The organism is Ancylobacter sp. GW821-FHT10E12 (genome assembly GCF_058809335.1).
Map to the genome: position 1 here is coordinate 13402 of NZ_JBXASN010000022.1, position 22914 is coordinate 36315.

25 protein-coding genes are annotated in these 22914 nt (G+C 66.7%); 12 read left to right on the forward strand and 13 right to left on the reverse strand.

The window, feature by feature from the left end:
• Positions 1-35 precede the first annotated feature (35 nt).
• The gene (locus AC1RU4_RS23325) at positions 36-959 is read left to right on the forward strand and encodes a LysR family transcriptional regulator (protein WP_492893726.1); all 924 of its coding nucleotides are present in this window, start codon (positions 36-38) and stop codon (positions 957-959) included.
• A 29-nt stretch (positions 960-988) separates the two neighbouring features.
• Here the strand turns inward: AC1RU4_RS23325 and ocd are convergent, their stop codons facing one another.
• The gene (gene ocd / locus AC1RU4_RS23330; protein WP_492893728.1) at positions 989-2047 is read right to left on the reverse strand and encodes an ornithine cyclodeaminase; all 1059 of its coding nucleotides are present in this window, start codon (positions 2045-2047) and stop codon (positions 989-991) included.
• A gap of 3 nt (positions 2048-2050) precedes the next feature.
• The gene (gene rocF / locus AC1RU4_RS23335; protein WP_492893730.1) at positions 2051-2974 is read right to left on the reverse strand and encodes an arginase; all 924 of its coding nucleotides are present in this window, start codon (positions 2972-2974) and stop codon (positions 2051-2053) included.
• A 124-nt stretch (positions 2975-3098) separates the two neighbouring features.
• Between rocF and AC1RU4_RS23340 the strand changes: the two genes are divergently transcribed.
• Positions 3099-3536, forward strand: a complete 438-nt coding sequence (locus AC1RU4_RS23340) for an Lrp/AsnC family transcriptional regulator (RefSeq protein ID WP_492893732.1) — start codon at positions 3099-3101, stop codon at positions 3534-3536.
• Between the two features lie 13 nt (positions 3537-3549).
• Here the strand turns inward: AC1RU4_RS23340 and glyA are convergent, their stop codons facing one another.
• The gene (gene glyA / locus AC1RU4_RS23345; protein ID WP_492893734.1) at positions 3550-4818 is read right to left on the reverse strand and encodes a serine hydroxymethyltransferase; all 1269 of its coding nucleotides are present in this window, start codon (positions 4816-4818) and stop codon (positions 3550-3552) included.
• Between the two features lie 100 nt (positions 4819-4918).
• On the opposite strand from glyA, the gene AC1RU4_RS23350 reads away from it, so the two are divergent.
• Positions 4919-5824, forward strand: coding sequence for a LysR substrate-binding domain-containing protein (locus AC1RU4_RS23350; RefSeq protein WP_492893736.1), 906 nt, complete (start codon positions 4919-4921; stop codon positions 5822-5824).
• Between the two features lie 27 nt (positions 5825-5851).
• Here the strand turns inward: AC1RU4_RS23350 and AC1RU4_RS23355 are convergent, their stop codons facing one another.
• Together AC1RU4_RS23355 and AC1RU4_RS23360 are read right to left on the reverse strand one after the other, a co-directional pair.
• A complete protein-coding gene (locus AC1RU4_RS23355) occupies positions 5852-6496 on the reverse strand; it encodes a Vgb family protein (protein ID WP_492893738.1) in 645 nt (214 codons plus the stop codon).
• A gap of 9 nt (positions 6497-6505) precedes the next feature.
• Positions 6506-7726: a helix-turn-helix domain-containing protein gene (locus AC1RU4_RS23360; protein ID WP_492893740.1), complete on the reverse strand. Its 1221-nt coding sequence runs from the start codon at positions 7724-7726 to the stop codon at positions 6506-6508.
• Positions 7727-7883: 157 nt separating this feature from the next.
• Here AC1RU4_RS23360 and AC1RU4_RS23365 point away from each other — a divergent pair, with 157 nt between their 5' ends.
• The 4 genes from AC1RU4_RS23365 to AC1RU4_RS23380 all read left to right on the forward strand — a co-directional run bounded on the left by AC1RU4_RS23365 (position 7884) and on the right by AC1RU4_RS23380 (position 10143).
• A complete protein-coding gene (locus tag AC1RU4_RS23365) occupies positions 7884-8330 on the forward strand; it encodes an SRPBCC family protein (protein WP_492893742.1) in 447 nt (148 codons plus the stop codon).
• A gap of 218 nt (positions 8331-8548) precedes the next feature.
• Positions 8549-9358 (forward strand): IclR family transcriptional regulator, encoded by an 810-nt coding sequence (locus tag AC1RU4_RS23370; RefSeq protein WP_492893744.1) that lies wholly within the window; start codon positions 8549-8551, stop codon positions 9356-9358.
• Positions 9346-9480 (forward strand): hypothetical protein, encoded by a 135-nt coding sequence (locus AC1RU4_RS23375; RefSeq protein WP_492893746.1) that lies wholly within the window; start codon positions 9346-9348, stop codon positions 9478-9480. The genes AC1RU4_RS23370 and AC1RU4_RS23375 overlap by 13 nt, the downstream gene beginning before the upstream one ends.
• 15 nt (positions 9481-9495) lie before the next feature.
• A complete protein-coding gene (locus tag AC1RU4_RS23380; protein ID WP_492893748.1) occupies positions 9496-10143 on the forward strand; it encodes a 2-dehydro-3-deoxy-6-phosphogalactonate aldolase in 648 nt (215 codons plus the stop codon).
• 88 nt (positions 10144-10231) lie between these two features.
• Here AC1RU4_RS23380 and AC1RU4_RS23385 read toward each other — a convergent pair whose 3' ends face one another.
• Complete coding sequence (locus AC1RU4_RS23385) at positions 10232-10489, reverse strand: DUF1127 domain-containing protein (RefSeq protein WP_492893750.1); 258 nt, start codon at positions 10487-10489, stop codon at positions 10232-10234.
• 136 nt (positions 10490-10625) lie between these two features.
• Between AC1RU4_RS23385 and AC1RU4_RS23390 the strand changes: the two genes are divergently transcribed.
• A complete protein-coding gene (locus tag AC1RU4_RS23390) occupies positions 10626-12134 on the forward strand; it encodes a winged helix-turn-helix domain-containing tetratricopeptide repeat protein (RefSeq protein WP_492893752.1) in 1509 nt (502 codons plus the stop codon).
• Between the two features lie 138 nt (positions 12135-12272).
• On the opposite strand, the gene AC1RU4_RS23395 is transcribed toward AC1RU4_RS23390, so the two are convergent.
• From AC1RU4_RS23395 to AC1RU4_RS23405, 3 genes are all read right to left on the reverse strand, one after another.
• Positions 12273-12665: a GFA family protein gene (locus AC1RU4_RS23395; protein ID WP_492893754.1), complete on the reverse strand. Its 393-nt coding sequence runs from the start codon at positions 12663-12665 to the stop codon at positions 12273-12275.
• A 356-nt stretch (positions 12666-13021) separates the two neighbouring features.
• Positions 13022-13159: an urease accessory protein UreD gene (locus AC1RU4_RS23400; protein ID WP_492893756.1), complete on the reverse strand. Its 138-nt coding sequence runs from the start codon at positions 13157-13159 to the stop codon at positions 13022-13024.
• A 232-nt stretch (positions 13160-13391) separates the two neighbouring features.
• The gene (locus tag AC1RU4_RS23405) at positions 13392-14798 is read right to left on the reverse strand and encodes an aminotransferase-like domain-containing protein (protein ID WP_492893758.1); all 1407 of its coding nucleotides are present in this window, start codon (positions 14796-14798) and stop codon (positions 13392-13394) included.
• Positions 14799-14922: 124 nt separating this feature from the next.
• Between AC1RU4_RS23405 and AC1RU4_RS23410 the strand changes: the two genes are divergently transcribed.
• The 3 genes from AC1RU4_RS23410 to AC1RU4_RS23420 are packed head-to-tail and all read left to right on the forward strand — an operon-like array spanning position 14923 to position 16854.
• A complete protein-coding gene (locus AC1RU4_RS23410) occupies positions 14923-15363 on the forward strand; it encodes a VOC family protein (protein ID WP_492893760.1) in 441 nt (146 codons plus the stop codon).
• On the forward strand, positions 15360-15989 hold the full coding sequence (locus AC1RU4_RS23415) for a LysE family translocator (RefSeq protein ID WP_492893762.1): 630 nt from the start codon (positions 15360-15362) through the stop codon (positions 15987-15989). Before AC1RU4_RS23410 ends, AC1RU4_RS23415 begins: the two co-directional genes overlap by 4 nt.
• A 7-nt stretch (positions 15990-15996) precedes the next feature.
• Positions 15997-16854, forward strand: a complete 858-nt coding sequence (locus AC1RU4_RS23420; protein WP_492893764.1) for a PhzF family phenazine biosynthesis protein — start codon at positions 15997-15999, stop codon at positions 16852-16854.
• Positions 16855-16889: 35 nt separating this feature from the next.
• Here the strand turns inward: AC1RU4_RS23420 and AC1RU4_RS23425 are convergent, their stop codons facing one another.
• The 4 genes from AC1RU4_RS23425 to AC1RU4_RS23440 form a co-directional block, all read right to left on the reverse strand.
• Positions 16890-18392: an NAD-dependent succinate-semialdehyde dehydrogenase gene (locus AC1RU4_RS23425; protein WP_492893766.1), complete on the reverse strand. Its 1503-nt coding sequence runs from the start codon at positions 18390-18392 to the stop codon at positions 16890-16892.
• A gap of 365 nt (positions 18393-18757) precedes the next feature.
• Positions 18758-19768, reverse strand: a complete 1011-nt coding sequence (locus AC1RU4_RS23430; RefSeq protein WP_492893768.1) for a transketolase family protein — start codon at positions 19766-19768, stop codon at positions 18758-18760.
• Positions 19769-19771: 3 nt separating this feature from the next.
• Positions 19772-20638 (reverse strand): transketolase, encoded by an 867-nt coding sequence (locus AC1RU4_RS23435; RefSeq protein WP_492893770.1) that lies wholly within the window; start codon positions 20636-20638, stop codon positions 19772-19774.
• Positions 20639-20832: 194 nt separating this feature from the next.
• A complete protein-coding gene (locus AC1RU4_RS23440; RefSeq protein WP_492893772.1) occupies positions 20833-21600 on the reverse strand; it encodes a shikimate dehydrogenase family protein in 768 nt (255 codons plus the stop codon).
• Positions 21601-21787: 187 nt separating this feature from the next.
• On the opposite strand from AC1RU4_RS23440, the gene AC1RU4_RS23445 reads away from it, so the two are divergent.
• Positions 21788-22894 carry a glycerol dehydrogenase gene (locus tag AC1RU4_RS23445; protein WP_492893774.1) on the forward strand — a complete coding sequence of 369 codons (1107 nt, stop codon included), beginning with the start codon at positions 21788-21790 and terminating at the stop codon, positions 22892-22894.
• Positions 22895-22914: the final 20 nt, after the last annotated feature.

Here is a 22914-nt window from a genome sequence, read left to right on the forward strand (position 1 = left end):
GATTATTCACACATGGAAATAATCCCGGAGGCGCCATGGACCAGATCGCCGCGATGCGTGCCTTCGTTCGGGTGGTGGAGGCCGGCAGCTTCACCCGCGCCGCCGACCTGCTGGAGACGCCGAAGCCGACCGTCACCAAGCTGGTACAGCAGCTGGAGACGCATCTGCGTACGAGGCTGCTCAACCGCACCACGCGCCGGGTCGGCGTGACGCCGGACGGCGCGGCCTATTACGAGCGGGCGGTGGCGCTGCTCTCGGACCTCGACGAGCTCGACGGCTCGATGACCCGCTCGCAGGCCAATCCGGCGGGACGGCTGCGGGTCGATGTCGGCACGGTCCTGGCGCTGCATGTGTTGATCCCGGCCTTGCCGGCGTTTCATGCCCGCTACCCGGACATCCAGCTCGATCTCGGCGTGTCGGACCGGCCGGCCGATCTGCTGGCGGAGAATATCGACTGCGCCATACGCGGCGGCGACCTGCAGGATCCGAGCGTGATCGCGCGGCGCGTCGGCGAGGTGAGCCTCGTCATGTGCGCGACGCCCGGCTACCTCGAACGCCACGGCGTGCCGCTCCATCCCCGCGACCTCGAGACCGGCCACCGCGCCATCGCCTATTTCAGCCCGCGCACCGGGCGCCGCATGGGCTTCGACGTGGTGCGCGGCGGGGAGAGCTACGAATTCGACCTGCCCTATGTGCTGGCGGTGAACGATTCCACCGCCTATCTCGCCGCCTGCCTGACCGGGCTCGGCATCGCCCAGGGCATTCATTCGCTGATCGCGCCGCATCTCGAAGCGGGCCGGCTGGTGCGCGTGCTGCCCGAATGGCATTCCGAGCCGATCGTGCTGCATGTCGTCTATTCGCCCAACCGCCACCTGAGCAGCCGGTTGCGGGTCTTCGTCGACTGGGTGGCCGAGCTGCTGGCCACGTCGAGCGTGCTGCGCCTTCGGCCGGGTTCCTAGGGCGTCGCGTCCAGCCGGGATCGCGCCGACTACGCGACTTTCGCCCGCAGCAGCATGCCGAACAGGTCGCGCGGTTCGTCGGGGTCGGCCAGCAGGTCGAGCTCGTCGAAGAAGGCGGTGCCGGCCAGCCGCTCGCGCACATAGCGCAGCGCCGAGAAGTCCTCGATGGCGAAGCCGACCGAATCGAACAGGGTGATCTGCCGGTCGTCGCGCCGCCCCGGCGCCGTGCCGGCGATCACCTGCCACAGCTCGGTGACCGGGTGGTCGGCGGGCAGCTGCTGGATCTCGCCCTCGATGCGGGTCTGCGGCGGATATTCGACGAAGATGTCGGCGCGGCGCAGCACGTCGGCATGCAGCTCGGTCTTGCCGGGGCAGTCGCCGCCGACGGCGTTGATGTGGATGCCCGGCCCGACCATGTTGTCGGTGAGGATGGTGGCGAACTGCTTGTCGGCGGTGACGGTGGTGATGATCTGCGCGCCGGTCACCGCCTGCTGGCTCGATCCGCAGATGTCGATGTCGAAGCCGAACCCGGCGAGGTTGCGGGCGCATTTCACGCTGGCGGCGCCGTCGATGTCGTAGAGCCGCAGCCGGTCGACGCCGAGCAGCGCCTTGAAGGCCACGGCCTGGAACTCGGCCTGCGCGCCATTGCCGATCAGCGCCATGGTGCGTGCCGGCTTCGGCGCGAGGTATTTCGCCACCAGTGCCGAGGTGGCGGCGGTGCGCAGCGCGGTGAGGATGGTCATCTCGGTGAGCAGCAGCGGATAGCCGGTGGCGACATCGGCGAGCACGCCGAAGGCGGTCACCGTCTGGCGGCCGTCCCGCGTGTTCATCGGGTGGCCGTTGACATATTTGAAGCCGTAGAGCGCCCCGTCGCTGGTGGGCATCAGCTCGATGACGCCTTCCCGGCTGTGCGCGGCCACCCGCGGCGTCTTGTCGAAGAGTTCCCAGCGGCGGAAATCGGCCTCGATGAAGCCGGCGAGCTCGACGAGGAAGCGCTCGATGCCGATGGCGAGCACCAGCTTCATCATGTTGTCGACGCTAACGAAGGGCACGACGTTGAGCTTGGTATGGCCCGGCTTGGCGGTCATGGCTCAATGGCTCCGGGTCGGGCGGTCGAGCACGCGCCGGCCCATCAGGCTGGCGACCAGATCGACCATCAGCCGCGCGGTACGCCCGCGCTCGTCGAGGAACGGGTTCAGCTCGACGAGGTCGAGGCTGGTGACGAGGCCGCTGTCGTGCAGCATCTCCATCACCAGATGCGCCTCGCGGAAGGTCGCCCCGCCGGGCACGGTGGTGCCGACGCCGGGCGCGATGTCGGGGTCGAGGAAATCGACGTCGAGGCTGACATGCAGCAGCCCGTCGGCCGCTTCCACCTGCCGCAGGAACGCGCCGAGCAGCGCGGCGATGCCGTGCTCGTCGATGGCCCGCATGTCGTGCACCGCGACGCCGCTCAGAGCCAGCGCGGTGCGCTCGGCCGGATCGACGCTGCGGATGCCCATCATGCATACGTGGCGCGGATCGAGCGGATGCGGGAAGGACGGGAACACGCCCTCGAAGCCGGGCCGGCCGGTGGCGTAGGCCATCGGCACGCCGTGGAGATTGCCGCTCTGCGTGGTGTCGAGCGTGTGGAAGTCGGGATGCGCGTCGAGCCACAGTACGAAGAGCGGCCGGCCGGTCTCCGCCGCGCGGCGGCTGAGGCCGGAGAGCGTGCCGGCGGCGAGGCAATGATCGCCGCCCAGCGTGATCGGCAGGCCCTGCGCGCTCGCCTCGTAGGCGGCCTCGGCCAGCGCCTGCGTCCAGCCCACCACTTCCTGCAGCCGCTTGATGGCCGGGTTGGCGTGGTTCAGCGCCGGCGCGGCGGCCGGCGCGAGATTGCCGCGATCGATCACCGCATAGCCGAGATCGCGCAGCGTGCCGGCGATGTCGGCGGCGCGAAACGCGCTCGGCCCCATGTCGCAGCCCAGACGCCCGGCGCCTTCCTGAACAGGTGCTCCCAGCAGAATGCAGGTCTTCACGCACGCCTCCCCGATGTCGATACCGTCAGGCTAGCGTCGGCGACCGGCAGAATGAACAGGCAATATTGGCAAAAAGCACAGTAGGGCTTATCGATATGGCGGACATAATCGACGGATCGGCAGCATGGACGACCAGGACCGCAAGCTGCTCACCCTGCTGCGCCACAACGGGCGGCGCAGCGTCTCCGACCTGGCCGGCGAGCTCGGCCTGTCGCGGGCGACGGTGCGCGCGCGCATGGAGCGGCTCGAACGCTCGGGCGATATTGTCGGCTACACGGTGATCCTGCGCGCCGACGCCATCGCCATGCCGGTGCGCGGCATCATGCTGGTCGAGGTGGAGGGCCGCGCCGCCGATCGCATCGTCGACATGCTGGGCGGCTTCCCGGAGATTTCGGCGATCCACACCACCAATGGCAAATGGGATCTGGTGGTCGAGCTGGGCACCGACAGCCTGACCGACCTCGACGCCGTGCTGCGCCGCATCCGCCTCATTCCGGGCATCACCGCCTCGGAGACCAGCCTGCTGCTCGCCACCCCGCGCACGACGCGCGCGAGGCTGTGAGGTCGGCAGCGCCTCAGCCTGCCGGATAGATCGGGAAGCGCCGGCACAGCGCCTCGACCTCGCCCTTGACCGTGGCCAGCAGCGCGGCGTCATGCGGCGCCTTCACGATGCGGGCGATCCACTGGCCGATGGCTGCGAACTCCGCGGTGCCGAAGCCGCGCGCGGTGCCGGCATTGCTGGAGAGCCGCAGGCCCGAGGGCGCCTCCGGCGGGCGGGTGTCGAAGGGGATCTGGTTCTTGTTCACGGCAAGGCCGGCTTTTTCCAGCGCTTTGGCCGCCACGTCTCCGGTAATGCCGAGAGTGGCGAGGTCGACCAGCATCAGGCCGCAATCGGTGCCACCGGCCACCAGCCGGATGTCCGCCGCCGCCAATGTCGCGGCAAGGGTGCGGGCATTGTCGAGCACCGCCCGGTTATAGGCCTTGAATTCCGGCCGCAGCGCCTCGCCGAAGCAGGCGGCCTTGCCGGCGACGATGTGCATCATCACCGAGCCCTGCACGCCGGGGAAGATTCCGTAGTTGATCCTGTCGCTCAGCGCCTCGTCGTCCCACAGCACCAGCCCGCCGCGCGCGCCGCGCAGCGACTTGTAGGTGGTGGAGGTGACGACATGGGCGTGGGGGAACGGGTTCGGATACAGCCCGGTCGCCACCAGCCCGGCGAAATGCGCCATGTCGACCATCAGCAGCGCCCCGACCTCGTCGGCAATGGCGCGCATGCCGGCGAAGTCGATGGTGCGCGCATAGGCCGAGCCGCCGGCGACGATCAGCTTCGGCCGGTGCTCGCGGGCGAGGGCGCCCAACTCGTCGAGCTCGATGCGCTCGGTGACGGCGCTCACGCCATAGCGCACGATGTTGTAGTCGCGGCCGGTCAGCGTCGCCGGATGGCCGTGGCTGATATGGCCGCCGGCCGCAGTGTTCATCGACAGGATGGTGTCGCCGAGCTTGAGCAGGCCGAGGAACACGCCGGCATTGGCGTTGGAGCCGGAATGCGCCTGCACGTTGGCGAAGCGGCAGCCGAACAGTTCCGTCACCCGCTCGATGGCGAGCGCCTCGATGGCGTCGGCGAATTCCGCGCCGCCATAATAGCGGGCATAGGCGAAGCCCTCGACGGTCTTGTTGGTCAGTACCGAGCCCTGCGCCTCCAGCACGAGGCGGGAGACGATGTTCTCCGAGGCGATCAGCTCGATGCCGTCCTGCTGACGGGCGAGCTCGCCGCGGATGGCGGCCGCGAGAAGCGGATCGGCGTCGAGACCTTCGGTGAAATAGCCTTCATGCAGGGTGGACATCGCGGGGCTCCGGCTGCGGGAGAGGATTCAATGGAAGCTTTGCCCGCGCCGCGCAAACGACTTATCCTGCGGTCCAGCACAAGATTATCTAGGCCTGAAAATGGCGCTCGCTCCGCCGCGACCCGGATTTCCCTCCCTCAACGCGCTCCGGGCCTTCGAGGCTGCTGCGCGCCATGAAAGCTTCGTCGCCGCGGCTGCGGAATTGCGGGTGACGCCGGCGGCGATCGCCCAGCAGGTGCGCAGCCTGGAGGCCTGGGTGGGAAGGCCGCTGTTCCACCGTCAGGCGCACGGGCTGCGCGCGACGGTGGATGCCGGGCTCGTGCTGCCGCTGTTCACCGATGCGTTCGACGCCCTGGGGCATGCGGTGCAGGCGCTGCGCGCCACCGGCCGGCCCGAGCAGATCCAGATTGCCGCGCTGCCCTCCATCGCCCAGCTCTGGCTGTCGCCGCGCCTTGCGGCGCTGCGGCAGGCATTTCCGGGCATCGAGGTCTCGGTGGTCGCCATGGAGGAGCCGCCGGATTTTACCCGCGAGCTGTTCGACTTCGGGCTGTTCTTCGCCGACCGGGCGGCGGCGGGCTGCCTCTCGGAGGTGGTCGCCACCGAGACGCTGCTGCCGGTCTGTGCGCCGGGATTGCTCGACGGTTCGCTGCTTGATGATCCGCTGCCGCCCGGCGCGCTCGCGGGCGCGACGCTTCTGCACGATGCCCGCTGGCGCGATGATTGGGCGCGCTGGCTCGCCCATGCCGGGGTGCGGGGGGTGAACCCGCGCCGCGGGTCGACCTTCTCGCTCTACAGCATCGCGGTCGACGCAGCGGTATCGGGGGCCGGGGTGCTGATCGGCCACCGCAGCCTGATACAGCCCCTGCTCGACGATGGCCGGCTGGTCGCGCCCTTCGACACGACCTTTCTGGAGGCGTCGCCCCTGTGCCTGATCGCGCCGGACAATGCCCTCATCATCCGCCGCATCCGGCCCATAGCGGACTGGATCACGGCGTCGGCGAATTGAAGGGCTGTTGCCTATCGGAACCGTTGCCTATCGGGCGCTTCGCCCGGGCCGACGGATGGCTCGCACCTTGCCGCTCTTTCCGCCTCCGCAGAAGAACCGATCGCCGCCATCGGATTCGAGTCCTGACACCCCGGTTCCGGCGGGCATCTCGATACTCTCCAGGGCCTCGCCCGTTTGAGGATCGATCCGCCTCACATCGCTTTCGTCGCCGTCCCAGGTGCCGTGCCAGAGCTCGCCGTCGATCCAGGTGACGCCGGTAACGACGCGGTTGCACTCGATGGTGCGAAGAATCGCCCCGGTCCGGGGGTCGATCTGGTGGATCTTCCGGGCGCGATATTCTCCCACCCAGAGCGTCCCTTCGGCCCAGGCGAGGCCCGAGTCGCCGCCGGCGCCGGGCGCCGGAATCGTGGCGAGCACTTCACCGGTCTTCGGGTCGATCTTCTGGATGCGATCCTCGGCGATCTGAAACAGGTGCCGGCCGTCGAAGGCCGTTCCCGCATGCGCGGCGACGTCGATCGAGCGCACCGTCTTCCCGCTCGCGGGATCGAGGGCGTTGAGCTTGCCGCCGGACGCAAACCACACATGCTCGCCGTCAAAGGTGACGCCATGCACCTGGTCGATCCCCGGAAAGGGTCCATATTCACGAAGGATTTCGGCTGCTGAACTTTTCATGCTGCGATCCTAGTCGCCGGGCAGCGGGCCGGGGAGTAACAAAGCTGTCGGGAATCCCGGCACGGTCGGGGTCGTCCAGCGTCGCGCCCGCCCGCGCCCGAACGACTGGACCTTGCCCGCCGCCGCAAGCTGGTCGAGCGCCCGCTGCACGGTGCGAGGACTGGATCCGAGCGCGATCGACAGGGCCGAGCTCGACCACGACTCGCCGTCGGCGAGGAGGGCGAGCACCGCGGCATACGGCTCGTCGACGGGCGGTGCCAGCAGGACGACCTCGCCTGCGCGACGCGGCGCCAGCGCGAAGCCCCGCTTGGTCGCGCTCACCTCCGCCAGCGTGCCAAGCTCCGCGCGAAGCCGCCCGATCTCGACGCGCAACCGTGCACGATGCGATTCATCGGTGCGCTTCGCCCGGAAGGCGCAGGCGACGAGCGTGCTTCTCGGCACGTCCCCCGGCCAGGCTTCGCCCAGCGCGCGGGCAAGCGCGAACAGGACCGGGCGCGTCGCCAGCGAGACCGCCGTGCCGCCCTCCCGCACGACATGGCGGCACGCATCCACGACGAGCGCGCCCGAGGCCAGCAGCGCTTCGACATCCTCGAGCCGGAGCGGGCGCTCCTCCCCGCCGGCGATTCGGCGCGCCGCGGTCGTGTCCATCACCAGGGCTGCGTTTTCGACCTCCGCCGTCAGCGCGGGAATATCCGCCTCGCGCGCGGCATGCCCGGCCCGGGCGAGTGCCGCTCGCGCCGCCTTCGTCTGCAGGCGCCGGATCGCGATTCCCGCGACCGCCAGTTCGTGGGCGGTCCTCGACGCGGGCGGGAGCGCTGCGGGGTCGGTCTCGGCGAGCCTGCGCTCGGCCTCGTCGAGACGGCCGATCAGGAGCAGGCGCCGGACTTCGAGATTGCGGGCATGCGCGGCATTTATCCGGTCGCCATGCGCTTCGAGCGTCGCCCGCGCCGCATCGAGCGCCTTCGCCGGCCAGCCGAGGTCGCGCGAGACGAGCGCGATCTCGGCCTCGGCGACGACACATCTCGCACGCGCCACCACCTCTTTCGGACGAAAGGCACGAGCGGCGCTTCGCAGGAGGGCCTTCGCCCGGACGAGATCGCCGAGCTGCGCCATCGCGATGCCTCTGAGCGCGAGCGCCGGCGCGTCGTCGCGCAGGGCGACCCGTTTCAGGGCGCCGAGGGGATCGCCCGCCGCGAGCGCACGCGCCGCGGCGGTGATCAGCGAGTCCATCGGAATCCCGTCACACTTGTAACTCTCGCCATTCGATGCCCGGTCCTAACGTGGCTCAGGGTCAACGATACCAGGTGGCGCGACGACGGAAGATGCGTCGAAGACCCGAGCCATCTGGCGATCGCCCGGAACGCTGAGCCATAAGGAGAAATCGCAAATGCCGGACATCTTACACAGAGTCGGAATTAAAACGTCGTCCCCCAACGATGCCTACAAGGCATTGACCACGATCGAAGGTCTCTCCGGCTGGTGGACGAACGATACGACAGGGGAGAACAAGGTCGGCGAAACGGTGAGGTTCCGCTTCGGAGCCCATGGCGGTTTCGACATGAAGGTTCTCGAGCTGGATCCCGCCAGGGGCGTGCTCTGGCAGGTGGTCGACGGCCCCGAGGAATGGATCGGCACCAAGGTGAGCTTCGAGCTCAAGCAGGATGGCGACTTCACCATCCTGCTTTTCAAGCACCAGGACTGGAAGGAGCCGGTGGAGTTCATGCACCATTGCAGCACCAAGTGGGGCGTGTTTCTGATGAGCCTGAAGTCGCTGCTCGAGACCGGCAGAGGTGCGGCCTATCCGAACGACATCCTGATCGACAACTGGCGTTAACGCCCGGCGTTTCAGGGCGGAGCGAAGCGAGAGACGCGGGATCCATCCAGCCGGGTTGCCGATCGGTGGCCGCCATGGACCGGATGGATCCCGGCTTTCGCGCCGGCCGCTTTCGACGGTAGGTCTTTTGCCAGAATGTCGCACTATATGAACGAATGTGAATTATTTGACGCATCTGGGCGGTGAGCCTACGGTTCGGACGATCAACGAAGGCATGGGTGTCCGCCATCAGCGTCCCCGAGAAGGTCGCATCCCAGGGAATGGCCGCCCCGGCCAAGGCCGTCGGCACGCAGACGCTGTTGCGCGGCCTGGCGTTGCTCGAATGCGTGGCTGACGGCATCGCCGACGTAAGAGGCATCGCGGCCCATCTCGGGACGGAACGCTCGACCACGCACCGCATGCTCGGCAGCCTGGTTGCGGCCGGCTATCTGCATCATGTTCCCTATCGGGGCTATTCGCTCGGCCCGAAGCTGATCCGCCTCGGCGCCCGCGCGCTTGAGCAGCGTCCGATCGTCGCCCTTGCCCGTCCGCATCTGGAGCAACTTGCCCGCGATACCGGCGATACGGTGCATTTCGGCTGCGCCCAAGGTGCGGACGTGATCTATCTCGACAAGGTTCCCGGAACCCGCGGCCTCGAAATGCGCTCGCGCGTGGGCGAGCGCATGCCTCTGGCGCTGACCGGCCTCGGGAAGGCGATGATGCTCGGCGTCGAGCCGGAAAACTGGCGGGGCCTCTACGATGACGGTGTCGTCCGCGTTTCCCGCGACGCTCGGCCGCTTGCCTGGCACGATTATCAGCCGCGCCTTGCCGAGGCGGCCGTGCGCGGCTGGGTCTACGATTTTGAAGAGAACGAACTCGGCATCCGCTGCGTCGCCGCGCCGGTGCACGATGTCATCGGCGCCGTCGTCGCCGGCCTCAGCATTGCCAGTGCCGTCCCGCATATGCCGGAGGCGCGCATGGTGGCGCTCGGCCCCGTCGTGCGCGCCGCCGCCGCCGCGATATCGAGGGATTTGGGATGGATGCCGTGACCTGCAACGCGCCGGCCGGTTGCGCGGCCGTGCTGGCGCCGATCTCCCTCGGCGGCTCCTTGGTCGCCGCCGGCCAGACCTTCATCGAGACCGGCGTGTCGCCGGCCTCATCCCCGAATTGATTGCGGAGAACGTCCGTGTCTGATCTCCATGCCGGCCGCTTCGAGGTGGCTTTCGCTTCCCTGCCGCTCGTCGCCATCCTGCGCGGGCTGACGCCCGGCGAGGCGGTGCCCGTTGCGGAGCGCCTGCACGCCGCGGGCTTTCGCCTGGTGGAAGTGCCGCTCAACTCGCCCGATCCGTTCGAGAGCATCACGCGCATCCGGGCCGCCCTGCCGGAGGATACGCTGGTGGGCGCCGGCACCGTCACCGCGCCGGCCGAGGTCGACATTCTCGCCGGTCTCGGCGCCGAGCTGGCGGTGATGCCGCATGCCGACACCGCCGTCATCGCCGCGGCCAAGGCGCACGGCCTCGTCTGCGTTCCCGGCGTGGCGACGGCGACCGAAGCCTTCGCCGCGCTCGCGGCCGGTGCCGACGCGCTGAAGCTGTTCCCGGCCGAGCTGCTGACGCCGCCGGTCGTCAAGGCGCTCCGTTCGATCCTGCCCAAATCCGTCCGGCTCCTGCCGGTGGGCGGCATCGCCCCGGCGAGCATGCGGCCCTACCGCGAGGCCGGCGCCGCCGGCTTCGGCCTCGGCTCCGCGCTTTTCCAGCCCGGCATGTCCGTTGCCGAGATCGGTGCGCGTGCCGAGGATTTCGTGGCGGCCTGGCGGGTGCTGCAGTCGGGCTGAACGCCAGCCGGCGAGCGCCGTCCCGACGCGTCATCATCGCGACTTCCCGCGCAAGGCGCTGCGACCCGGTGTCTTTGCCGCATTCGCCTTATCGCCGCCAGAAGGGCTTGGCGATCTCTGCCTCGACTTGTCGTCTCGTCAGACCGATATCGTCGATCAACTGGGGATTGGCCTTCGATTTCTGCTCAAGCTCCCAGCGAAAGCGTATCCGCCAGCGCCAGGTCGCAACAATGCTTCGCAGGGTCGCCAGGCTGTAGCGGCGACGCGACCCTTCCGCCGGCCCCACGGGCGTTCCCGGCCATGCTGGTTGATGCAGGTCTGACGCGAGGGTTGGAGTATCGTTCACAGCAACCTCCATCTGGTTTGAGGATCCGGCGACCCTCGACCCGGAAGAGGCTGAATTCTGTAGGAGACGAGCAGCGTCGTAATTAAGCGCTCCCAAATAGTTCCAAAAACTTCCAAACGGGCTATAGATGTGCCGCATGCAGGGATCGCGCTTTGCCTTTGGTCCGTTCGTGCTTGATTCAGGTGCGGGAACGCTCCTTCGGAACAACGTCCCTGTTGCCGTCAGCTATCGCGGGCTGAAACTGCTTGCGGCGCTCGTCGGACAGCCCGGTGAAATCCTGGGCAAGGCCGAGCTGATGGATGCGGCGTGGCCGGACACGGCCATCGAGGAAGGCAACCTCACCGTCCAGATCGCGCAGCTGCGGAAGCTGCTGGGTCCGGCCGCCGACGGCGGTGAATGGATCTCCACGGTTCCGCGCGTCGGCTACCGCTTCACGGGGGCTATCGAACAGCTCGGTGGCGCCAAGCGAAAACCTTTGCCGCTGCCCGACAAGCCATCGATAGCCGTGCTGCCCTTCGTCAATGTCGGCAACGATCCCGAGCAGGAATCCTTCGCGGATGGGTTGACCGAAGACCTGATCACCGACCTGTCCAGGATTTCCGGCCTGTTCGTCATCGCCCGCAGCTCGGCCTTTGCCTACAAGGGCAAGGCGATGGACGTACGCGAGATCGCACGGGACCTTGGCGTGCGCTACCTGCTGGAGGGTAGCGCAAGACGCGCCGCCGGGCGGGTGCGCATCAACGCAAAGCTGGTCGACGCGGCGAGCAGCGATCATCTGTGGGCGGAACGCTTCGATCGCAGCCTGGAAGATATCTTCGCCGTTCAGGACGAAGTGACGGCCAAGATCGTGGAGGCGCTGCTTGGCCGGCTGCGCGCATCGCCGCCGCGCAATCGGCCCAAGAATATCGAGGCCTACGATCTCTGCGTGCGGGCGCGCAAGCTGATCGACGATTCGCCGCAGACGGCGCGGGAAGCGCATCTGATGCTCACGCGCGCGGTCATCCTCGATCCGGGATATGCCGAGGCCTATCGCTGGCTTGCCATGAACCACTGGATGGGATGGGTGCATTGGGGCGAACCCATTGAACCTAACCGGAATATTGCCTTGGAACTGGCGCGCAAAGCTGTCGCGATCGATCCCAACGATGCTGGCTGCCGCTGGGTTCTGGCCAACCTGCTTGCCTATGAGCGCAGCTTCGCCGAGGCGGATGCGGAATTCGCCAGGGCGATCGAGCTCGACCCCAACGAGGCCGACACCTGGGCGACATTGTCCGACATCGCGGTCCTGGCCGGGCGGGTCGAGGAGGGCCTTGAGCATATCGCCAAGGCGTTCCGGCTGAACCCTTATCCGGCAAGCTGGTACTATCTGACGCTCGGCCAGGCGCAATATGCGGCCGGCGAATATGAGGCCGCTGTCGAGACGCTGCACCGGGACGAGACCTATCGCACGAGCTCGCGCCGTTTCCTGGCGGCAAGCCTTGCCCAACTGGGCCGGCTCGACGAGGCGCGCGCAGAGGTCGAACTGTTCCTCGTCGGCAGCCCGCATTTCTCGACTCGCCACTGGGCCACGACGGAGCCGTTCCGCGACGCTGCGACGCTCGAGCATTTCGTTGAAGGCTATCGCAAGGCCGGTCTCCCGGAGTGACGCGCCGGCGTGACCTCCCAAACGGCCGTTTGATCCGAAAGCGCCCGAAGCCGAGGCGCCTATGATGCGGGATGGGGGACCCATCAAGCCACACAGCTCGGTCACCCCGTCGCGGCGCCTTCGCACCGTTCGTGCGACCTATTCCTCAAAGCGGCTCGTGGCGTCACGATCGCGATCGTATCGTCTCGCGAGCGGAAACGGCGGCAACCAGGACTCGCGACGGATGATCCAGCTTTCGTAGGTTGGCATCAGCTGGTCCGGGGCATCCAGCGATCCCAGGTTCACTTCGATTTCGTCTGCGGTGCGTGCGAAAACGGACGAGCCGCAGCGGGGACAGAAAAACCGCCCGGCGTAGTCGCGTGTTTCGCCCTCGATCGTCACCGCATCCTGAGGGAACACCGCGGAAGCGTGAAAAAGGGCCCCATGATGCTTGCGGCAATCGAGACAGTGACAAAGGCCGACCCGGTATGGGAGTCCCGACGCTGTAATTCGGACATTGCCGCACAGGCAGCCGCCGGTGAATCGGTCCATGCCGCGTCTCTTCCGGAAATCAAGCGGTCGGCATGGTTACAACGAACAGCGCCGTCATCGCAAATGCCCGCTGCGGGAGCCTTCCTGGCTCCCGACAGCGACAAGATGGAGGCGGTGATTGCGCTGAACGTCCTTGCCGTCACGCGTCTTATCTCTTCTGCCGCGCGCAGGTTTGCCGTTCCGGCGCAGTGCACAGTCGCTTTCACATGCGCCAGAACGGCAAACCTGCGCAATCTGAGCCTCGTAGGTCCTGATCCGCGCGAGGATCTCGGCACGCTTCTCCGTCAGAGTCTGGACAGCCAACAGTTTCGCCATGTCGCCATTGGAACCGACCCGCCGCTCTCTATCCAGCCGGCTTACGGGAACAGAATGAACGGGCCGTTCGTCAGCGCCAAGAGGGCCCCGTCGGCGATCGTGATCGAGGTCGACAGACGAGTCGGCTCGCCCTGCGTGCGATGAACGACGGTCGCGGCCTGGCTGGTGAGATGCACCATGGCACCCGTGCCACGCCTAATGTCCAGCCGTAGCCTCAACGTCGGCGGTTGGCATGTTTCGCTGCAGCGGTGTCAGGGTCCAAGTCGGCGCCACCGCGTTGGCGCGCACCCTCGGGGCGAGTTCGACGGCGAGTCCCGCGACCATGATGCGGACGGCATCGTTGCCGATGATCGCGCCGGAGGCATTTTATAGTCGCCGCGGCAATCGGCGGCTTTCGGTGGCGAAAGGTGGTCAAACGGCGGCGATGGCGGGCAGTGGGGCGGGGAACTGTTGATGATCGGCCGCAGCGCCCTTTTTGCTCTTCAACAGGCCGGAGAAGGCGGTCAGAGCTTCTGTGAGTTCATCAAAGGAAGGGCCACCTAGGCAAAGGCGAATGCCGCTCTCCCGATCCTCGCTCTCCACCATCACAGATTCCGGCAGCGTGACCTTGATGCCCACCGCAGCCGCAGCGGTGACGAGGCCATCGGCAATATCGCGCGGCGCCGGTAGCCAGGCGTGGCAGGCGGCGGGATCGGTCACGAGCCCGGCCTTGCCGAGAAGCGAAGCGGCCAGATGCGATCTGCGCTGCGCTTCGTGGCCGAGATCCTTTTGAACCGACGCGATGACGCCACTCGCCAGCCACTCCTCCACCAATGCACATGAGAGCGGCGCCGGCTCCATCGGCACGTCCCGCACGATGTCGCCGGCCGCGTCCATCATTTCCGCCGGCAGCGCCAGTACGCCGATCCGTAGTCCCGGCCCGAGGGATTTCGACAGTCCGTTGACGTGCAGCGTGATGTCCGGCGCCAATGCCGCCAGCGGCGGCAATCCCACCGCCGCGAAGGCATAGACGCCATCTTCGACGATCAAGGCACCGGCACGCCGGCACGTCTCGACGATCGCCCGCCGCCGCCGCGGACTCATCGTCGCGGTAGTGGGATTGTGAAGCGTTGGCGTGAGATACACCGCTTTGCGGGCGCCCCTCTCGCCCGCGAGGGCGGTAGCCAGCGCTTCCGGGACCATGCCCTCTCGGTCGATTTCGACGCCGCGCATCCGGTACCCTCTGCGCCGGGCCAGCGTGATTGCACCTGAGTAGGTCATTCTCTCGGTCAAGAGGACCCCTTGCGGTCCGCAGGCGAGATCGAACGCCAGCGCAATGGCCTGGCGCGCGTTGCCTGTCAGGACCAGATGCGATGGGTCGGCCGGCACACCCAGCGTTTCGAGCCAACGCGCCAGCAGGCGGCGATGTTCGAGATGGCCGGCAGGCGGCGCATAGAGATTGAGCTGATCCGGGTCGATCTTCTTCGCAATGACGGCCAGCGTGCGCGCGAGGAGGCGTTCGGTCAGCATGGTCGGTGGCGTGTTTGACGAAAGATCGATCTGCCGCCGCTCATGCGCCTGGCGGATCGCCACGAAGGTTCCGCGCCCCTTGACGCTCCGCGTCAGGCCTCGCCGCTCGACCGAGGCATAGGCTTTGGTGACGGTGCCGAGACCGATTCCGAGTTTCCATGCGAGATCGCGATGGGCCGGCAGACGATCTCCGCCTTTCAAGCGCCCTTCGATGATGTCGTCCGCGAGCGCCAGCACCAGCCGTTCGGCGATGCTCGCATCAATGTCGGCAAGGCGCGGTGTCCACGGGGATTGCAGGCGCACGTTCACTTCCCCCCAAAGTGTCACATGACACTATTTGGATAATGCAGAAGTGTAACATGGGTTATGGTTCGCATCGAAAGCCAATCATTTCGGAAGCGCACATCCGCGATGACATCCGCATGGAGCCCGCATGTTTAGCCACGTCACCGTCGGAACGCATGACCTGGGGCGAGCTGGCCGCTTCTATGACGCGGTGCTCGCGCCGCTCGGGTTGAAACGGCGCATGGTCGCGCCGGATGGCGGGCCTCCGGCGCTCTGCTGGATTTCCGACCAGACCCTGCTTCCGCGCTTCTACGTCTACGTCCCCCGCGATGGACAACCGGCGACGGCAGGGAACGGCAGCATGATCGCGTTCCTCGCCCCTTCCGGCGAGACGGTGGAGGCGGCCTGGGCCGCCGGACTGGCGGATGGCGGCACCGACGAGGGGGCACCGGGCGAGCGCCCGCATTACGGCGACGGGTATTTCGGCGCCTACCTGCGGGATCCCGACGGAAACAAGATCCACATCGTCCATCGCGGCGATCTTCATCCGCGCGAAGAACGGCCGCGGCTTCAGGAAACCTCCCGATGATCGTGAGCCAGATCGCACTCGTCTACGGCACCTATCTCGTCGCGGCAGCCAGCCCAGGGCCGAGCAACATGGCGATCATGGCGACGGCAATGCGCGATGGTCGTGCTCCGGCCCTTGCCCTCGCTGCCGGCGTCATCACCAGCTCGCTCTTCTGGGCGGTCCTTGCGGCGACGGGCATTTCCGCAGTGCTGGCCGCCTATGCGGAAGCGCTCCTGGTCATCAAGGTTTTGGGCGGCGTCTATCTGCTCTATCTGGCGTTTCGCGTGGGCCGCTCCGCGATGCGACCGACGTCCGGCATCGTCGGCATGGAGACCGGCCGTCCGACGTCTCCGTATCGCCTGCTCTATCGTCAGGGTGTTCTCATGCATATGGGCAATCCGAAGGCCGTACTCGCATGGATAGCGATCATGTCGCTGGGACTTCGAGAGGATGCTTCCACCGGCGTCCTGCCGGCGATCATCGGCGGTTGCGCGCTGCTCGGCGTTCTCGTCTTCGGCGGCTATGCGGTGCTGTTTTCGACCGCACCGATGATCGCCCTTTACGGACGGCTGAGACGCTGGATCGAAGGTGGGCTTTGCGCCTTGTTCGCCGTTGCCGGCCTTAAACTGATCGCTTCGGACAGGTGACAGGCTCATGAGCGCTTCGGTTCACATGGTCGATGTCTTCGGATCGGAGGCGATCTCCGGCAATCCTTTGGCCGTCGTCGTCGGTGCTGATGATCTTGCGACGGGCGACATGCAGCGCCTCACGCGCTGGTTCAATCTCTCTGAAACGACCTTCCTGCTGCCTCCGACGCATCCCGACGCGGACTACCGCGTCAGGATTTTCACGCTGGAACGGGAGCTGCCGTTTGCGGGTCATCCCACGCTCGGCACCTGTCACGTCTGGCTGAAGACCGGGGGTGCGTCGAAAGGCGGAGCGGAGATCGTCCAGGAATGCGGAGCGGGCCTGGTCAGAATCCGACGCGATCAGGACCGACTCTCCTTCGCGGCTCCGCCTCTGATCCGCTCCGGCACGCCATCCCCGGATGAACTGATCGAAGCGCAGCGCTTCTTGGGCGTCGAAAGCCACGAGATCGTCGATGCCGCCTGGATCGACAACGGGCCGGGTTGGCTGGGTATCAGGCTGCCATCGGCAGAAAGGGTCCTGTCGCTCAAGCCGTCACGTAGCTGGCTCCAGCGGATCGACATCGGCGTGATCGGTCCTCATGCATCCGGTGGCGACGCGGCCTTCGAGGTTCGCGCCTTTTTCAGCGATCATCTGGGAACGATCATGGAAGATCCCGTCACCGGCAGTCTCAACGCCTCGCTGGCGCAATGGCTGTTCGCGGCTGGAGTGGTGGATGCGGATTACATTGCCGCCCAAGGCACCTGCCTCGGCCGCAACGGGCGCGTTCATGCGAGGCGCGATGAAGCCGGCCAGGTTTGGATCGGCGGTCAAACCCGCACGCATGTCGAGGGGCGATTGCAAGGTCTTTCCGATGTCGGATAGGCGCACAGACGCCCGTTGGTGCAAATTGCTCCGGCCTAGATGGGATGGTCAACCGGTCGATGCTGCAGGCCACCAAGGCAAACATATTTGATCTCGAGGAATTCCTCGATGCCGTATTTCGAACCCTCGCGGCCAAGGCCCGAGAGCTTGACGCCGCCGAAGGGCGCCTCGGCCGTAGAGATGACGCCGGTGTTCACCCCCACCATGCCATATTCCAGTGCCTCGGCCACGCGGAACACGCGCGCCAGGTCGGTGGCGTAGAAATAGGAGGCGAGGCCGAATTCGGTATCGTTGGCCTGTGCGATGACGTCGGCCTCGTCGGTGAAGCGGAAAAGCGGCGCGACCGGGCCAAAGGTCTCCTCCCGTGCCACCGCCATGTCGGGGGTTACATCCACCAGCACCGTCGCCTCGTAGAAGGTGCCGCCGAGCGCATGGCGCCGCCCGCCCTGCCGGATCGATGCCCCCTTGGCGAGCGCATCAGCGACGTGCTCCTCGACCTTCCGCGCCGCCGTTTCGTCGATCAGCGGCCCGAGCGCCACGCCCTCGTCGAAGCCGTTGCCGGTCTTCAGGTCGGCCACGGCAGCGGCCAGCTTGGAGGCGAACGCCTCGTAGACGCCGTCCTGCACATAGAGCCGGTTGGCGCACACGCAGGTCTGGCCGTTGTTGCGGAACTTGGCGATCAACGCGCCCTCGACGGCCGCGTCGAGATCGGCGTCGTCGAAAACGATGAAGGGCGCGTTGCCGCCGAGCTCGAGGCCGAGCTTCTTGATAGTCGGCGCGCTCTGCCGGTACAGATCGGCGCCGACCTCGGTGGAGCCGGTAAAGGTGAGCTTGCGCACCACCGGGCTCGCGGTCATCGCCGCGCCGATGTCGCGGGCGGAGCCGGTAATGACGCTGAACAGCCCCTTGGGCAGGCCGGCCCGCTCGGCCAGTACGGCAAGCGCGATGGCGGAGAAGGGCGTCTGGCTGGCCGGCTTGAGCACCATGGCGCAGCCGGCGGCGAAGGCCGGTCCGGCCTTGCGAGTGATCATGGCGTTGGGGAAGTTCCACGGCGTGATCGCGGCCACCACGCCGATCGGCTGCTTCATCACCAGAATGCGCTTGTCCTGCTGGTGGCTGGGAATGATGTCGCCATAGACGCGCCGCGCCTCTTCGGCGAACCACTCGATGAAGCTGGCACCATAGACGATCTCGCCCACGGCCTCGGCGAGCGGCTTGCCCTGCTCGGCGGTAAGGATGCGGCCGAGATCCTGCCTGGCCGCAATCATCAGCTCATACCAGCGGCGCAGGATCGCGCTGCGCTCGCGGGCCGTGCGGGCACCCCACTCCTTCTGCGCCAGGCGCGCCGCCTCGATGGCGCGTTCGGTCTCGCGAGCGCCGAGCTTCGGCACGCGGCCGATGGCCCTCCCGGTTGCTGGGTCGTCAACGGTGATGACGGCCTCGCCCGAGGCCTCGATCCAATCACCTCCGACCAGCGCCGCCTCGCGGAACAGCGCGGGATCGTCGAGAGACACGGGAAGGGACGGCGGGCGTGACATGAGCATGGCCTCCTCGGCCGCAGCAAGGAATCGATCGGGACGGTTCCGGCTCTCAGAGCACGACGACCCGGTGGCCGGGGGGCGGCCCGTGCTTCAAGCGTTCCAACGCCTGCGGCAGCCGCCCGAATTCCTCGATCTCGATGATCTGCGGATCGAAGCGGCCGAGCACGATGTTCTGCGCTATCGCGCGCCGGCAGCCACCCGCCGGCCCCCTTATCGGGCGCCGGCGTGGCGGTGCATGGCGTTGAGCCAGACCTCGTGTCGCGAGATGGTCGCTGCTCAATTAAGGCGCACTGATCGCGGACCAACAGCTAGATACTGTTTGCGTCGGCCTCATGCCGCTTCAGCGCAGGCGAATGGGCGGTTCATGATGTCGGGCCCCCGCCGATCGCGTTCAGTACCACTTCCTCTATGCCCGCCGCGTCGAGCTTGTAATGGGCATAGAGATGGGTCGGCGGCGCGATCAGACTGTATTCGTCATGGATGCCGTGACGCACCAGTCGGATTCCCGCACCTGCATCCGCCAGCACTTCCGCCACCGCGCTGCCGAGCCCGCCAAGCACATTGTGCTCCTCCACGGTCATCAGCAGCCTCGATCGGCCCGCCGCCTTCAGGATCGCCTCGCGGTCCAGCGGCTTGATGGTCGGCATGTCGATGACGCCGACCGACCGGCCCGAGGCATTGAGCTTCCGCGCAGCCTCGAGTGCGGGATGTACCGGCATGCCGCAGCCGATGAGGGTGATCTCGTCGCCGGCAAAATGCTCGATCGCCTTGCCAAATTCGAAGGTCGCATCGGGTCCGTAGACGTCCGGTTCTCGGCCGCGCCCGATGCGGAAATAGATCGGCTCGGGATACGAGGCCGAAGCCTTGATGGCAGCGGCGAGCTGCGGCCCGTCGGCCGGTGACACCACGGTAAGATCGGCAATAGCGCGCATGGTGGCGATATCTTCGGTCGCGTGGTGGGAGGTGCCGTAGAAGCCCAGCGAGATGCCGGTGTGATGGCCGATCAGGCGCACCGGCTGGCCGCAATAGGCGACATCCATGCGAATCTGCTCGCAGCACAGCAGGCCGAGGAACGAGGCAAAGGTCGCGACATAGGGCTTCAAGCCGGTGGTGGCGAGGCCGGCGGCGGCCGTCACCATGTTCTGCTCGGAAATGCCAAACTGGATGTAGCGGTCAGGATAGCGTTCCGCGAAACGCGCCAGGCCATTGGAATATTGCAGATCGGCAGACCCCGCCACGATCGGCTCGCCGGCTTCCACCAGTGAAATGAGCGCGTTCGAGAGATGGCTAAGACCCGGCGTCTTGGCGTTGAGCTCGCGATACTGCCAGGAATTGGGCGACAAGGGGCCATGGGAGGACAGGGCTTGGTTCATGGCTCAGATTTCCCTGCTCATGATTTCCTCGACGGCGAGGCGTGCGTCGGACGGGTCGAGATAGCCAAGATGCCAGCCGGGCTCGGTCTCCATGTAGGAGACGCCCTTGCCCTTCAGGGTCTTGGCAATGATGCAGCACGGCCGGGTGCGCGTCTTGTCGGCCTTCACCTCACGCAGCAGGGTGGTCAGCGCGGCCACGTCATGGCCGTCCACGGTATGGACCTCCCAGCCGAACGCCCGCCATTTCTCGTCCAGCGGCTCGATGCCCATGACGTCATCTACCGCGCCGTCGAGCTGGAAGCCGTTGCGGTCGATGATGGCGACGAGATTGGCGGCGCGGTGATGGGCGGCGGAAAGCGCCGCCTCCCAAACCTGGCCTTCCTGCATCTCGCCATCGCCCAGCATGACGAAGACGTTGAAATCGAGCCCTTGAATGCGCCCCCCCAGCGCCATGCCCAGCCCCGCCGAGAGCGCGTGGCCGATGGAGCCGGAGGAGAAGTCGATGCCCGGCACCTTGCGCATGTCGGGGTGGTCGCCAAGCGGATTGCCGAGGCGGGTGTAATTGTCCAGCACCTCCTTCGGGATATAGCCGAACTCCGCGAGGATCGGGAACAGGCCGACCGCCGCATGGCCCTTGCCCATCAGGAAGCGGTCGCGATCCGGGCGGGCAGGGCGGTCCGCCTCGATATCCATGACGTCGTAATAGAGCGCCGCGAAAATCTCGGCGGCGGAAAAGGCCGAACTGTAGTGACCGACCTTGGCGATCTCGATCAGGCGAATGGTTTCCAGGCGCACGAAGCGCGCCTTCTCCCGCAACAGCGCGATCACCTCCGGCGTCGGCCGAAAGTTCGAGGCACGGGCATCGGGCATCGGCAGATGACGTTCAGCCGCACTTATGGGGACACTCAATGGGGACTCCCGGTTTTTGCGCCGCCGTCGTTTCAGTTGCGTAGTCGCGGGCGGCAGCTTCAGGCGACGCAACGCTTCAGATGCTTGATGATAAAATATGATATATCTTCATGCAAGGCATTCCTCGCCTCCTGTCCGCTTTGCGGGACAAAGCCTCATGCCGGGCCGAACAGGAAGTCGATAATCGCATCCACCTGGGCGTGGATCATGTGCTCGCCCTTGTGAATCCGCGCACCGCGTGCCTGCGCGGCTTCCAGCAAGGCCGTTACCGGCGGCTGCATCACTACGTCGGCTACGATGCTCCCGGGAGCGATCCGCTCGACATCCACCGGAATGGCATCACCGGGATGAAGCCCAAGAGACGTGGCATTGACCACGAGATCGAACCCCGCTGGATCGGCAGGCCCCGCTTCCACCCATACGCCGGGATGGGCGGCGCTCACCAGTGCAGCAAGCGCCTGCGCCTTGTCGGCGCTGCGGTTGGCGATAGTGAGCCCGGCGACCTGTGCTTGGGCGAAGGAATAGGCCATGGCCGTCGCCACGCCGCCGGCGCCGACCAGTAGCACCCGCCGGCCCTTCGGCTCGATACCTTGGGCGCGCAGCCCGGCAATGTAGCCCTCCCCGTCCAGCATGATGCCGGTGAAGCGCCCGTCCGGTCCGAGGCGGGCAACGTTAGCCACTCGAAGGAGACGGGCGTCGCCTTCCAGCGTATCGCACAGTGCCGCGACGGAGGCCTTGTGCGGCACGGTGACGATCACGCCGGCAAGGCTTTCAACCTTCCGCAGGCCCTCCCAAGCGCCGGCGAGCTGGTCCGGCGCGACCTGCCACGGCACCAGAATGGCGTTCAGCCCGCGCTCGCGGCAGCGGGGATTGAATACTGACGGCGTCCGCAAATGCGCGGATGGATAGGCAAGATGCACCACCACCCTGGTCCTGCCGTCGACACCACCTCCCGGCTTTTGTTCCACCATGTCTTTCCTCCCATCTCGTCGCTCTGTTCGATTGCGATCGATTCATGCACGATATATCATATTCGCAAACATGGGCCATGAGGATGGCTCGGATTTCGTTGCAGAACGCGCCGCGCGTGCCGGACAAAGGTAGAATGAGATGAAAATATTCGGAGCGCCGCGACGCTACATTCAGGGGGTTGGCGCACTCGACCATCTGGGCACCGAATTCGCGCGCATCGCGAAGGACGCGGTGATCGTCATCGATCCGGTGATCGACACTTTGTACGGCGCACGCATCGAGGCGGCCTGCGTCGCGGCGGGCGTCGCGTTGCGCCGCATCCCGTTCGGCGGTGAAAGCTCACCCATGGAGGTGGACCGCCTGGCCGCGGCCTGCGGCGATCAGGTTCCCAGTCTCGTCGCCGCGGCCGGCGGCGGCAAATGCATCGATTCCGGCAAGGCGCTGGCCAGGCGCCTGGGCGCCAAGGTCGCGACCATCCCGACCATCGCCTCCACCGACGCGCCGACCAGCCACAATTATGTGCTCTATGACGAGAACCATCGCCTGCTGGCGGTGGAGAAGCTGCCGGCCAATCCCGACCTCGTGGTGGTCGACACGCAGGTGATCGCGCAGGCTCCCCGCCATCTTTTCCTCTCCGGCATCGGCGATGCCGTGGTCAAGCTGTTCGAGGTCGAGCAGTGCGTACGGGCGCAGGGCCGCAACATCTTCGGCGGCGCCCCCGTGGACAGTGCCCTGATCCTGGCGCGCGGCTGCTACGAGGCGCTGCGCACCCATGCCGAGGCGGCCCTCGAAGCGGTCGACCGCAAGAGCGCTGATGCCGCCCTCGACACGGTCGTGGAGGCGACGGTGCTGATGAGTGGGCTGAGCTTCGAGAGCGGCGGGCTCTCCATCTCCCATTCCATGACACGCGGCCTCTCCGCCGTGCCGGCATATGCCAACGCCCTTCATGGCTTCCAGGTCGCCTACGGGCTGCTGGTGCAACTGGTGCTGGAAGGGCGCAAGCCGGACTTCCTCGACGACATCATCGCCTTCTATGACCACATCGGCCTGCCGGTCAGCCTGCGTGCGCTGGCGGGAGCGTCGCCGACCCGCGCCGAGTCCGCGACCATCGCCCGCCTCACACTTACAGCGCCCCACGCCCGGCATTTTTTGCGCGTGCTGGAGGAGGCCGACATCGTGGCGGCGATCGAGGCGTTGGAGGCACGCGACAATAGGCATTCCAGAACGCGTCAAGTCGCCATATGATATATCACGCACGGAGTTGA